At 71.9% G+C, this 12,371-nt stretch carries 10 protein-coding genes; 4 read left to right on the forward strand and 6 right to left on the reverse strand.

Features of this window, described 5'->3' with window-relative positions:
* Positions 1 to 29: 29 nt before the first annotated feature.
* Both NR792_RS06745 and NR792_RS06750 read right to left on the reverse strand, forming a co-directional pair.
* On the reverse strand, positions 30 to 2,108 hold the full coding sequence (locus NR792_RS06745; RefSeq protein WP_375759237.1) for a 1-acyl-sn-glycerol-3-phosphate acyltransferase: 2,079 nt from the start codon (positions 2,106 to 2,108) through the stop codon (positions 30 to 32).
* On the reverse strand, positions 2,105 to 3,076 hold the full coding sequence (locus NR792_RS06750) for an SDR family oxidoreductase (RefSeq protein WP_375759238.1): 972 nt from the start codon (positions 3,074 to 3,076) through the stop codon (positions 2,105 to 2,107). Before NR792_RS06750 ends, NR792_RS06745 begins: the two co-directional genes overlap by 4 nt.
* A 102-nt stretch (positions 3,077 to 3,178) precedes the next feature.
* Here NR792_RS06750 and mutL point away from each other — a divergent pair, with 102 nt between their 5' ends.
* The gene (gene mutL / locus NR792_RS06755) at positions 3,179 to 5,071 is read left to right on the forward strand and encodes a DNA mismatch repair endonuclease MutL (protein WP_375759239.1); all 1,893 of its coding nucleotides are present in this window, start codon (positions 3,179 to 3,181) and stop codon (positions 5,069 to 5,071) included.
* A 4-nt stretch (positions 5,072 to 5,075) separates the two neighbouring features.
* On the opposite strand, the gene NR792_RS06760 is transcribed toward mutL, so the two are convergent.
* A complete protein-coding gene (locus NR792_RS06760) occupies positions 5,076 to 5,501 on the reverse strand; it encodes a YciI family protein (protein ID WP_375759240.1) in 426 nt (141 codons plus the stop codon).
* A 193-nt stretch (positions 5,502 to 5,694) separates the two neighbouring features.
* Between NR792_RS06760 and NR792_RS06765 the strand changes: the two genes are divergently transcribed.
* From NR792_RS06765 to NR792_RS06775, 3 genes are all read left to right on the forward strand, one after another.
* On the forward strand, positions 5,695 to 6,420 hold the full coding sequence (locus tag NR792_RS06765; RefSeq protein WP_375759241.1) for a hypothetical protein: 726 nt from the start codon (positions 5,695 to 5,697) through the stop codon (positions 6,418 to 6,420).
* Positions 6,421 to 6,551: 131 nt separating this feature from the next.
* Complete coding sequence (locus NR792_RS06770; protein WP_375759242.1) at positions 6,552 to 7,580, forward strand: tol-pal system YbgF family protein; 1,029 nt, start codon at positions 6,552 to 6,554, stop codon at positions 7,578 to 7,580.
* Positions 7,581 to 7,681: 101 nt separating this feature from the next.
* Positions 7,682 to 8,191 carry a hypothetical protein gene (locus tag NR792_RS06775; protein WP_375759243.1) on the forward strand — a complete coding sequence of 170 codons (510 nt, stop codon included), beginning with the start codon at positions 7,682 to 7,684 and terminating at the stop codon, positions 8,189 to 8,191.
* Positions 8,192 to 8,213: 22 nt separating this feature from the next.
* Here NR792_RS06775 and NR792_RS06780 read toward each other — a convergent pair whose 3' ends face one another.
* Genes NR792_RS06780 through NR792_RS06790 form a run of 3 tightly spaced genes read right to left on the reverse strand, consistent with a single transcriptional unit; the run spans position 8,214 to position 12,350 of the window.
* The gene (locus NR792_RS06780) at positions 8,214 to 9,851 is read right to left on the reverse strand and encodes a carboxypeptidase regulatory-like domain-containing protein (protein ID WP_375759244.1); all 1,638 of its coding nucleotides are present in this window, start codon (positions 9,849 to 9,851) and stop codon (positions 8,214 to 8,216) included.
* Positions 9,848 to 10,432 carry a hypothetical protein gene (locus NR792_RS06785; RefSeq protein WP_375759245.1) on the reverse strand — a complete coding sequence of 195 codons (585 nt, stop codon included), beginning with the start codon at positions 10,430 to 10,432 and terminating at the stop codon, positions 9,848 to 9,850. Before NR792_RS06785 ends, NR792_RS06780 begins: the two co-directional genes overlap by 4 nt.
* Positions 10,433 to 10,451: 19 nt before the next feature.
* Positions 10,452 to 12,350: a sigma 54-interacting transcriptional regulator gene (locus tag NR792_RS06790; RefSeq protein WP_375759246.1), complete on the reverse strand. Its 1,899-nt coding sequence runs from the start codon at positions 12,348 to 12,350 to the stop codon at positions 10,452 to 10,454.
* Positions 12,351 to 12,371: the final 21 nt, after the last annotated feature.

The raw sequence follows: 12,371 nt of genomic DNA on the forward strand, positions 1-12,371 counted from the left end.
CCCGGGTGCCCCGTAGGACTTCCGGGACTTCAGCCCGCGAACACGGAGCGGCGCTCGCGCAGCAGGGCCTGGAGCATGCTCTGGATGGACTCGCGGGTGAGCTCCGTGAGGCGCTGCACCTCGCCCAGGTCGTCCGCGGCCTCCGGGGGCAGGCCCTCCATGGTCAGCGGCTCGCCGAAGCGGATGGTCCACTTGGCGGGCAGCGGGCCGGGCGCGGTGAGCGGCAGCGACGGGAACCCGAGGAAGCCTCCGGGGAGGCGGCCCAGCAGCGGGGACGTCTCCTCCGCGCCCACGATGGCCACCGGGACGATGGGCGCGCCGGTGCGCAGGGCCAGCTTCACGAAGCCGCCGCGGCCGAAGCGCTTGAGGCGGTAGCGCTCCGCGAACGGCTTGCTCGCGCCCTGGTAGCCCTCCGGGAAGACGACGAGCGGCCGGCGTTCGTCGAGCAGCCGCAGCGCGTTCTCCGGCGAGGCGCGCACGGCGCCCAGGCGGTTGAAGAGGGTGCCGAGCATGGGCGCGTGGAAGACCTGATCCTCCACCAGCCAGCGGGCCTCCAGCAGGTCCGGGCGCTCCCGCACGAGCGCCTGCGCCATCACGAGGCCGTCGTAGGGCAGGGCGCCGGAGTGGTTGGCGACGAGGATGGCGGCGCCGCGCGGCACCTGATCCACGCCCTCCACGGAGACGCGCCAGTACTGCTCGTAGAGGAAGTCCAGGACGGGCTGGAGGTTCTCCACCAGCCCCGCGTCCTTGCCGTAGTCATCCAGCCGGCTGCCGCCGCCGGTCCCCAGGCTGGTGCGCACGGCCTCCATCAGGCCGTGCATGGCGCCGACGGCGCGGCCCAGCCCTTCGCTCGCGAGCGCCTGACCGGCGATCTCCCTCGCCAGGGAGAACATGCCCGCCGCGCGGCCCGCGAAGCCCGCGGCCGGAGCAGGTTCCTCCGGACGGTCGAAGGTGGACTCGCCCTGCTCCGGGGCTTCCGGGTAGGGCTCCTCCCCAGGGTCGCTCACGAGCGACAGGGGACGGCGGCTGGGGGGCAGCTCGTCGTGGGACTCGTCGGGCAGCTCCACCTCCGGCTCCACGTCCGTCGGGGCCGCGCCCTCAATGATGGAGACGGAGATGTGCACGCCGTTCTCCTCGACGCGCTCGACGCCGCTGACGAAGTCATCGTCCTCGTCCGGGCCGGCCGGAGCGGACATGTCTTCCGGGTCGCGGCTCCACGCGTCCGCGGTCCAGACCTCCTCGGTCTCCTCGGGAGGGGGCACGTCCTTCGGGTCGCGTTGCCAGGCGTCGGCGGTCCAGACCTGCTCGGTCGCTTCGTCCTCCACGTCGAGGTCCCGGGAATCGCGGTCCTCGGCGGTGGACAGCGCGCGCTCCTCGGGGCTGGTGGCGTGGCGGTCCAGCACCTCGTCCACGGCGACGCCCGCGGTGGCCTCGGCCACCTGGGTCGCGACGGCGGTGGCGAGCTCGCGCTCGGGGGCGCTGCCGTCGCCTTCATCCAGGACCTGCCGCACGGCGGACTCGGCCAGCTCGGCGACGAGCTCCGTCGCGAGGACGCGCTCGATGTCGCGGTCCGGCCCCCGGCGTCCTTCGAACAGCTCGTCCACGGCCGTCTTCGCGGCGGCCTCCGCCGCGTCCGAGGCGATGGCTTCCGTCAGGGCGCGGTCCACCGTGCGCTCCTGCGGACGCGAGCCGTGCACCTCCTCCGCGAGCACCTGGGGCCGCGATGGCCGGAACTCGGGGGAGGGGCCCGGAGTGGAAGGCTCGCGCAGCGGAGAGTGCTCCTCGCCGGAGGGGGGCTGTCCGTTCGTGCGCGCCTCGAACATGTGGACCTTGGCGGCGGGCGTCTTCGGCGTCGCGGCGGCCTGCTTCGCCTCCGCGCCCTTGCCACCCTTGGGGGCCTTCGCCTGCGCGCCGGACTTCGACGCGCCGCCCTTGGCGCTCTTCGCCTTGCCCGCTGACTTCGCACCCTTCGCGGACTTCGACCCCGCGGACTTCGACGTCGCGGACTTCTTCGCGGCCTTCGGGTGGGCCGCGTCGTCCTTCACCTCGCCCGTACGAGGCGCGGCGCCCCGCTGGAAGGGATCATTCCCGAGGACACCCTTGGTCATGACTGGCTCCTTCTGAGCGCCGAGGCGGCGTCCCTGACATGGTGGAGGGGCACGAACCCCAGCGCGGACTCAGCGCGCTCCCCGTCCGCGACCCAGGAGTAATGCATGTAGTCGAGCAGGGCTACCGGCAACGTGCCCGCTCCCACCACCCCCAGCGCGCGAAGTGCTCCACGAAACAACGGCCCCGGCAGGGGGAGCGGTTGCGCGCCCGCCTGGCGGATGAGCCCCGACAGGGGCAACACTCCGCGCCCCACGATGTTGAACTCTCCGGCCGCTTCCGCCCGCAGCGCCAGGTGCAGCGCCCGGCCCGCGTCCTCCTCGTGCACGGCCTGCCACAGCGGGTCGAATCCCAGGAGCGTGGGCACCACGGAGTGCGACAGCAACCGCGTCGCCGGATTGTCCAGGCTCCGGCCGAGCAGGGGCGCGAAGCGCAACACCAGCGTGCGCGTGTCCGGGTGCCGCTCGCGGAACGCCCGCACCTGTCCTTCGACCTCCACCTTGTCGTTCACGAACCGGCTGTGCGGACAGCCGAACAGCGGGGAGCCCTCGCGCAGGAGCGCCGGGTTGTTGCCCCGCGCCCCGTACGTCACCGTGAGCGACGGCACCACCAGCCTCGGCAGCCGAGCGCGGCCCACCGCCGTCAGCACGTTCATCGTGCCAATCACTTCCAGCTCGTGCGCCAGCGGGCCGTTGAGGATGGGCCCGAAGAGGAACGCCAGGTGGAAGAGGGCGTCCACGGGGCGCTCGGTGAGCGCGTCCGTCAGCTCACCTTCCGCGTCGTAGCGGGTGAGGTCCACGCGGTGGAACTCCACCTTGCTCGTCCCCTGGGGCTCCTTCGTGTCCAGCACGAGGATGCTCTCCACGTCGGGGTCCGCTTCCAGCCTCGGCAGGAGCAGCTTGCCGTAGTCGCCATTGGCGCCTGTCACCGCGATGCGCATCGGGCCCTTGCTCGCTCGGATCACTTCCATTCGCAGGGGCGGGTGTTAGCCCAGCCGTCCGGGAATGTCAGCCGAGCGCGTCAGTGATGTTCTGGACAACGTCATCCAGTTCGCGGAGGGTGGCTGATCGCCATGTCCCGAATCGCCCGCCTGAGCGACGTGCTCATCAACAAGATCGCCGCCGGCGAGGTGGTGGAGCGCCCCGCCTCCGTGGTGAAGGAGCTGTGCGAGAACTCGCTCGACGCCGGCGCGCGCACCGTGCGCGTGGAGCTGGAGGGCGGCGGGGTGGGGCGCATCACCATCTCCGACGACGGCCACGGCATGAGCCGCGCGGACGCCACGCTCTGCCTGGAGCGCCACGCCACCAGCAAGCTGCGCGAGCTGGACGACCTCTTCCACATCGACTCCATGGGGTTCCGGGGGGAGGCCATCCCCGCCATCGCCTCCGTGTCCCGCTTCACGCTGCACACCGCGGAGCCGGACGCGCACGAGGGCACCCAGGTCACCGTGGAGGGCGGAGGCCCGCCGACGGTGGAGGACGCGCCGCCCCGCGTGGGCACCGTCATCACGGTGGAGGACCTCTTCTTCAACGTGCCCGCGCGCCGCAAGTTCATGCGCCAGGGCGCCACCGAGCTCAAGCACTGCGAGGAGGCCGTGGTGCGCCTGGCGCTCGCGTACCCGGAGGTCGGCTTCTTCGCCTCGCACGAGGGCAACGAGCTCTTCTCCAGCCCGGTGAGCGAACATGATCCGCGCGAGCGCATCGCCGCGGCCCTGGGCCCCGCGTCCTTCGCGCACCTGTTCCCGGTGGAGGAGCGCCGGCTGGGCGTCGTCGTCACGGGCTACCTCGCGTCGCCGGAGTACACGCTGCCCAACGCGCGCGGCCTCTACACCTTCGTCAACCGCCGCTACATCCGCGACCGCGGCCTCATCAGCACCGTGCAGCGCGCGTTCCAGGACTACCTGCCCGCGGGCCGCCAGCCGGTGGTGGTGCTGCACATCGACGTGGAGCCCGCCGCGGTGGACGTCAACGTGCACCCGCAGAAGATGGAGGTGCGCTTCGCGGACGCCCGGGGCGTGCAGGACGCCATCAGCGCCGCCCTCTCGCGCGTGCTGCGCGCGGCCCCCTGGCTGGGCACGCCCGAGCAGCAGGCCGCGAACCCCCAGCCCCGCGACGCCGCGCACTACGCGCACGCCGTGGAGCGCTTCCTCACCCGCGCGCAGGAGGCCACCTGGGGCGCGCCGCTGCCCACCGCGATGGACGCCCCCGGCCCCGGAGGCTCGGTCGGCTCCACGCCCGCGCGCCCGCTGACGCCGTCGTACTTCTCGCCGCAGGGTGGAGCGCAGGGCGGTGCGTTCCCCGGTCCGTTCCAGGGCCCGCAGCTGCCGGGCCGCTCGCCCGCGTTCGGCGAGGCCCAGCCGCAGCTCAACGAAGCCCCGCCCCCGGGCTACTTCGCGGCGCTGCGCCCCATGGGCCTTTTGGGCAGCCGCTTCCACGTCTGCGAGGGCCCCGGCGGCACGCTGGTGGTGCTGGATCCGCACGCCGCGCTGGAGCGCGCGCGCCTCACCGCGTACCTGCGCCGGCTGGACGACGACACGAAGGCGCCGCCGCCGTCGCTGTTCGGCACCACGGTGGACCTGTCCCTGGCGGCCGTGAAGGCGCTGGTGGACGGCCGCGAGGCGCTGCTCAAGCTGGGCGTGGACGTGGAGCCCTTCGGCGGCACGGCGCTCGCGCTCAAGTCGGTGCCGACGGGCCTGGAGGGCGTGGACCCACGCGCGCTCCTGGAGGCCCTGTCGCGCGCGCTGCCTCCGCGCAGCGCTCCGCTGGACGTGACGAGCCTGGCGGAGGCCGTGCGCGTGATGGCCTGTCACGCCGCTCGCCGCGCATCCTCCTCGCCGCTCACCGACGCGCAGCTGCGCGCGCTCCTGGGCGAGCTGGACCGCGCGGACTTCACCCCGCCGTGCACGCACGGCACGGTGGTGGTGCTGGAGATGCCGCTGCTGGAACTGGAGCGGCGCGCTCGCTGACGGCTCAGGCCTTGGCCTTCGCCTCGAGCTGAGCGCGCAGGGCCTCCTCCTTCGCGCGCAGCTCGCCCGTGGGGTCGCTGGGCGCGAAGTCCTCCGCGGAGGCCACCTGGCGGATCTCCACCTCCCCGTCCTGGAAGGGGATGCGGCGCGCCCAGGCGATGGCCTCCTCGCGCGACTTCACCTCGATGATCCAGAAGCCGGCGATCAGCTCCTTCGTCTCTGAGAAGGGGCCATCCGTCACCGTGGTCCCCTTGGGGGAGAACGCCACGCGGACGCCCCTGGAGCTGGGGTGCAGCCCTTCGCCCGCGAGCAGGATGCCGGCCTTCACCAGCTCCTCGTTGTACTTGCCCATCTGGGTCAGCTCCTCCGTGGAGGGGAGCCGGCCGGTCTCGCTGTCGGTGTTGGCCTTGACGATCATCATGAAGCGCATGGGGGTGTCTCCTGGAACGTCGGGTTCAACGTCGTCTTCAAAAGGGCGACGAATGGTAGGGCGCGAAATCGACACGGCGGGGAACGAACCGGAAAGTTGACGCGGAAGGGGCCCCGGCTACGGTGTGCGACACGCCTGTAGCACCGGGCCGTGTGCGCCCGTGCCGGCAGAAAGCCCCGGGTTCCGCGCCTTGATGCTCCGCCGTCTGCCGCTCCTCCTCGCCCTCGCCGCCGCGCCCGTCCTTGCCCAGGACGAGGACTCGGGCGGGGAGAACGCCCCCACCAACCTGGACGGCGTGGGCCGCATCACCGTGCAGGCCGGCTACCGGCTCACGTCCAACGGCACGCTCTACGACTCCTGGTATGGCGCCAAGGGGCCAGGCGAAGGCCTGACGCGCGCGCCGGAGTCCACGGGGGCGCCCTTCGGCGCGGCCACGTTCGCGTACGCGATGTCCGACCTGGTGGAGGTGGGCATCGACCTGTTCGGCACCGCGCAGACCCTGCGCCTGACCGAGCCCGGCGACGACGGCAGCGTGTCCCGCAAGGTCAGCTCCGTGTCCTACGGCGTGCTCATCGGCCTGCGCTTCCAGGGCGTGCTGGACGTCGGACCGCAGGGGCTGGTGCCCTTCGCGGGCCTGCTCACGGGGCCCACGGTCATCTCCTCGACGCGCGAGGGCTCGGCCCTCCAGGAGAAGGTCACCCAGGCCTGGGTGGGCTCGCTTGGCGCCACGCTCCGCCTGTCCGCGCGGTGGGGCATCACCGCTGAGTACCGCTTCACGTTCCTGCGCGGCCCCGTGGAGTCCCCGGACGCGGCGAAGTGGCCCGGGCCCTTCAGCTTCAGCCATGGCGGCAACTGGTTCGCGCTGGGTGTGACGTACACGTTCCCGCCGGATCCGTCCCGGCCGCTGACCAACTTCTAGCGCCGCGGAAAGTTCCAACGCGAGAGCAGGCGGGCGCGCACGAAGCGGGGAGTCCGGGGAATGGTGTGCACGGAGGGCACTGTTGGGGAGCGACAAAAGAACCCGCCCCTCATCCCGGAGAGTCCCCTAGCATGCGTGAGTCGGCCGAAGTCATTTCCGGTCCCAGGAAGATGTCCATGCCCCCCTCTGAACAGCCGAAGACTGACGTCGAGAAGGAACTCTCCGAGCTCCGCCGCGAGGTCATCGAGTCGCGCAACCTCGTCATCAAGACGGACAACCTGCTGAAGAACCTCCATGCGGAGGTGAAGGCGGTTGGCAAGCGTCACGAGGACTTCCAGAAGCGGCAGTGGATCTCCTCGGCGGTGGCCTACGCGCTCTTCGCGGTGCTGGCGGTCGGTGGCGCGGTCCTGGTGAACGGCGCGCGCAGCTCCAGCAACACCAACGAGCGCGAGCGGCTGGAGAAGCAGGTGTCGGACCTCTCCGCGCAGCTGGAGAAGCAGCGCGCGGACACCACCGCGCACCTGACGGCCCAGCGCGCCGCGGGTGAGGTCTACAAGATGATGACCACGCTGCCGGGCGACGAGCGCCTCAAGGGCATCGACGCGCTGGTGAAGCTGGACACGCAGAAGCTGTCCTCGCTGGAGCGCCAGGCGCTCAACGACCGCGCCGCCATCCTGCGCCGCGAGACGGGCGACGCCGCCTTCGAGCGCGGCAAGATCGCCTTCCGCAAGAACGAGATGTCCGCCGTGGTGGAGGACCTGTCGCGCTTCCTGGCCATGAACCCGCCGGAGGCGGACGCGCTGGACGCGTCCTTCTTCCTGGGCACCGCCTACAACCAGCTGCGTCAGCACGACAAGGCCGTGCCGCTGCTGGCCCGCTTCGTGGAAGGCGACAAGAAGTCCAAGACGCGCGACTACGCCATGCTGCTGCTCGCCCAGTCGTACCAGGAGACGGGCGCGTTCGATAAGGCGGCGGACACGGTGCGCGACGCGCTGGCCACGTACCCGGCCACCCAGTACCTGTCGCAGTTCCGCGGCCGCCTGAGCTCCGCGAAGCGCGCCGCCGCCGGTGGCACCGACGCCGCCGCGCTGCCCGCCGCCGCTCCGGCTGGCGCGCCCCAGGCCGCCCCGGCCGTGCAGACCGCTCCCGCGGGCCAGTAGTCCGGCCCGGAGCCCGTCGCCGTCCGGAGGCCTTGCGCTTCCGGACGGTGTGCAAGGGAAGGATTGCCACCCGGGGTCCAGGGTCGTAAGACCTGGGCCCCGTGTCCGCTCCCGACCCCCGGAAAGACCCCCGCTTCCGCACCTACCGTGGCGCCGCGTACGGGGTCCACATCACGCTGGCCACGCTGTTCTCGCTGTGGATGCTCTGGAACGTGGGGCACTCCGTCGCGGCGATGACGCCCGAGCGGCCCCCGGCCGTGACTCCGCCCCTCACCGTGCGCGAGTGCCTGGACGCCGCGGATGCGCACTGGAAGGACCTGGAGGCCGAGCGCGAGAAGCTCGTGCACGTCCTTCCCGCCCGCAAGGTCGACCAGGAGTGGATGCGCTTCCGCACGGACTGGCTGACGCGCGTGCGCAAGTCCGAGTCCGAGTGCGCCCTGGAGTCGCGCGACCCGTCCCGCGTGGAGCTGCGCTCGGTGTACCGCCACCTCACGCGGGTGCAGGACCTCTACACCATCCACGCGGTGCAGTACGCGGGCGAGGTGGGCGGCGCGGTGGACGCGCTGCACGCCGCCTTCGACACCGCTCGCCGCAAGGACAGCGGCCGGTAAGGCTTCCAGGCGTCCGGCGCGCTCAGCGCGTGGGCAGCACGGTGGAGTAGCGCCCCGTGCTGTCGGACACCGTCTGCGCCAGCAGGATGGAGTCCGGCCGGCCCGCCACCGTCACCACGCGGAAGAAGCGCACGGACGCGTTCGCCGCGATGCCGTCCGGCGCCACCTCCGGGTCCGGGGGCAGGGTGATGCGGCCGCTCAGCGAACGGCCCCGCGACAGGGTGAACGCCGCCAGCTCCAGCCGCTCCTCCTCGTCTGCGCCCGCCGGCACGGTGACGAAGCGGCTGACGCGCGGCAGGTTCTCCCCGGGCAGGAAGTCCAGCCGGTACTCGCCCGGGTCCAGGGCCAGCTCGAAGCGGCCCTCGCCGTTGGTGGTGAAGGGCGCCTCGAAGCCCAGGGGCGGCTGCGGCCAGCCCGTGAGCGCGCCCACCGGCTCCACCACGATGCGCACGCCGGACGCGGGGCCCGTGCCCTCCGGGTTGTTCACGCTGCCCACCACCACCCTGCGCGCCGGGCACGTCACGTCCGGCAGCACCGTGTCCTCCGCGGCCACCGCCACCGGCTGGAGCGTCAGGCGCGAGGGCGAAGTGGGCGGCGGGACGACGACGAGCGTGAGCGGGGACTCCGCGACGCCGGGACGGGACTGGAGCTGGTAGCGCCCCTGCGCGTCCGTGAGCACCGGCAGGCCCTTGAACGTGCCGCCGCCGGCCACGCGGCCCTGGAGCGACACGCGCGCGCCGGCCATGGGCGCCTGGCCGTTGGACTCCAGCACGCGGCCCTCCACGCGCACGGCCGCGCCGGGGTCCCCCAGCTCCAGCGGGGAGGAGAGGTCGCTGGCCGGCTCCACCACGAAGGTCTTCCAGGGCATCAGGTCCCCGGCGTTCATGGGCGTCGCGCGCAGGAGCACCGTGTCGCGCGTGGCGTCCTCCACGCTGAGCGCCAGCTGGAACGCGCCCGTGTCGCGGGCCACGCGGGCGCGCTGGGACAGCGGGCGCAGCGACTCATCCAGCGCCTGCACCTCCATGTCCGCGTCCACCTTGCGCGAGCCCTGGAGCACCAGCGTCCCCGTGAGCGTCACGACGCGCGAGGCGGTGGGCAGGTCGAACGCCACCATGCCGCCCGTGGCGGGGTCCACGGAGGCCGCGCGCGACAGCGGAGGCAGCGCGGTGTCCAGCGGCGTGAGCGTCACCGTGTAGTCGCCGCTGCCCACGGGCAGCACCCACGCGCCGTCGTCCGGGGTGAGCGTCGTCTCGTAGCGCCGCGCGACGCCGGGGATGAGGCGGCTCTCGCCCGTGGCCAGCAGGTGGATGGGGGCGCGGTAGGGGAGGGCCTCGGTGCCGCCATCGGCCGTGGCGGCGGCGCCTCGCGACACCTCGCCCCGCAGGCGCACGGGGCTGAACAGCTCCAGGTTCTGCTCCGGCCGCAGCCGGTCCACCGGGAAGTCCTGCGCGAGCAGGCCCGCCTTGGGGTGGGGCTCCACCTCCACGACGATGTCGCCGCCGGGGTTGCCGCAGCCGTCCACGAAGCACACCTGGCCGGCGGCGCACTCCGCGTCGGAGCGGCACACCAGCTGCTCCGGCGGAGGCTCGTCCTCCAGGAAGCCGCACCCGGCCCCGGTCAGCCCGAGCGCCAGCGCCAGGGCCCGGAGCGCGCGCCTCACTGGCAGTCCCCCGCCACCGTGTTCACCACCCACGAGTACGAGGTGACGAAGCCCGGGTCCTTCACCACGCCGCCGTCCGCGAGGAGGACCTCCTCCGGGGGATCCGGCTGGCGGTTGGTGAGGTGCCGGTCGGTGACCAACGCCTCCACCAGGTGGATGCCCGGGGGAGCCAGCGGGTTGTTGGCCGAGCGCAGGTCCATGCGCAGATCGCCGCGGTCGCCACGGGTGGGCTGGCCGGTGTTGGGGAGGACGAACTGCCGGTAGAAGCCCGTGGGGTTGGACGGGTTGTAGTCCACGTACCACTCCACGGTGATGCGGTCGTCGACGTCCAGGTCCTCCACCACCACCTTGAAGTCCTCGACGCAGCTGCCCACGCCGAAGGTGCGCAGGATGCGCTCGGAGGGCTTCACCTGCTCCTCCAGGATGCGCGGCGGCCGGTTCCTGAACTGGGGCACGCTCTCCAGGAGCGCCTCGTCCTGGGGGATGAGGCAGCCGGAGCCTGTCGCGAGGGCCGCGAGCCCCAGTGCCGTCACGAGCGGCTGGAGGATGCCCCGGGACTGTCGCGGCGCGTGAGGGTGCATGGCGTGGCTTGCGGGAACCCTATAGCAGTTCCTCGTTGTCGTCTGGGGGCAGCGGGCCGCCCGTCTTCTCCGCCTCCAGCTTCTCCAGGTGGCGGAAGATGGTGCGCGGGTCCACGCCCAGGTCCTTGGCCGTCTTGGTGCGGTTGCCGTTGTTCCGCGCCAGGACCTCGTTGATGTAGCGCTTCTGGAACTCCTCCTTCGCCTGGAGCAGCGGCATGATGGGCTCCAGGTTCTCCGGCTTGAGGTCCAGGTCGTCCGCGCCCAACAGCGGCTTGTCCGCCAGCACCACCGCCTTCTTCAGGCGGTTCTCCAGCTCGCGGATGTTGCCCGGCCAGCCGTACTTCTTCATGGACACGGCGGCCGCGGGCGTGAAGCCGCGGGCCTTGGAGTTGAACTCGCGCGCGTACTTCTGCAGGAAGAAGCGGCCCAGGACGATGACGTCCTCGCCGCGCTCGCGCAGGGGCGGCAGCTTCACGGTGACGACGTTGAGGCGGTAGTAGAGGTCCTCGCGGAACGTGTTCCGCTTCACCTCCTCCTCCAGGACCTTGTTCGTCGCGGCCACCACGCGGATGTCCACCGGCTCGCCGCGGTTCTCGCCGACCTTGTAGACGACCTTGTCCTGCAGCGCGCGCAGCAGCTTCACCTGGAGCTGGAGCGGCATCTCGCCAATTTCGTCCAGGAAGAGCGTGCCGCCGATGGCCGCCTGGAACTTGCCGGGCCGCGTGGCCACCGCGCCGGTGAAGGCGCCCTTGGCGTGGCCGAACAGCTCGCTCTCCAGCAGGTTCTCCGGGATGGCGCCGCAGTTCACCGTGATGAACGGGCCCTTGGTGCGCGGCGAGCGGCGGTGGATCTCCCGGGCGATGAGCTCCTTGCCCGTGCCCGTCTCACCGGTAATCAGCACGGAGATGTCCGTGGGGGCGATCTTGTCGATGCGCTTGTACACGTCCCGCATGCCCTGGCACGCGCCCACGATGTCGCCGTAGCGCTGGTCCTCCAGCTTGCGGCGCAGCTCCGTGTTGTCGAGCTTCAGGTCGTTCACGAGCAGCGCGTTCTGCAGGAGCAGGGACGCCTGCGCCGCGAACACGGTGAGCATGTCCAGGCTCTTGGGCTCGAAGCGGTTCACCAGCCGGTCGTTGCCCACGTAGAGCACGCCGAACAGGTCGCCCTTGTGCATCACGGGCACGCACATGACCGAGTGGACCTTGAGGTTCACCACGGACTCGCTGGCCTTGAACTCCGGCGCGTCCAGCGCGTCCGCGACGATGATGGCCTTCTGGTCCTTCACCACCTTGGAGATGATGGAGTCCGACAGCTTCTCCACCGCGTCCTCGATGTTCTCCCGGGCCACGTTGCGCGCGGCCTTCACGCGCGGCTCGCCGCTCTCCATCAGGATGAGGAAGCCCTTGTCGGCGCGCGTCACCTCGATGGCCTCGTCCAGCAGGCTCTCCAGGATGCGGTCCACGTCGTAGCTGCCGAAGAGCCGCTCGCTGAATGCCGTCAGCCGCTTGAGGAGCACCAGCTCGCGGCCCACCACGCCGGGCAGCTCCGCCGTGTGCGAATCGGAGGAGGCCGTGGCGGCGGAGGGGAGGGTCACCTCCCGCTCGGGCACCTCGCGGCGGATGGGCTCGCGGGGGGCGTCCTCGCGGGAGAAGGTCAGCTCGGTGCCGCCGACCTTGACCACGTCGCCGGTGGCCAGCGCGTGGTTGTCTCGGCGCTTGCCGTTGACGTGGAAGGTGGCGCCCAGGCTGCCCACTTCGTAGCGGGTGCCGTCGAAGGTGACGTGCAGGGCGCTGGCGGGGACGTTGGCGTCCTCCAGCGGCACGTCGTTGTCGGATCCCCGCCCCAGGCTGGTGATGCGCTTGAGCAGGGAGACCGTGCGGACCTTTCCATCGGGGGTGCGGACGGTGAGGCTGGCCATGGGCGGACTTTGGGTTTCTGG

This window comes from Corallococcus exercitus, from assembly GCF_042231735.1.
GTDB classification, from domain to species: Bacteria; Myxococcota; Myxococcia; order Myxococcales; family Myxococcaceae; genus Corallococcus; species Corallococcus exercitus_B.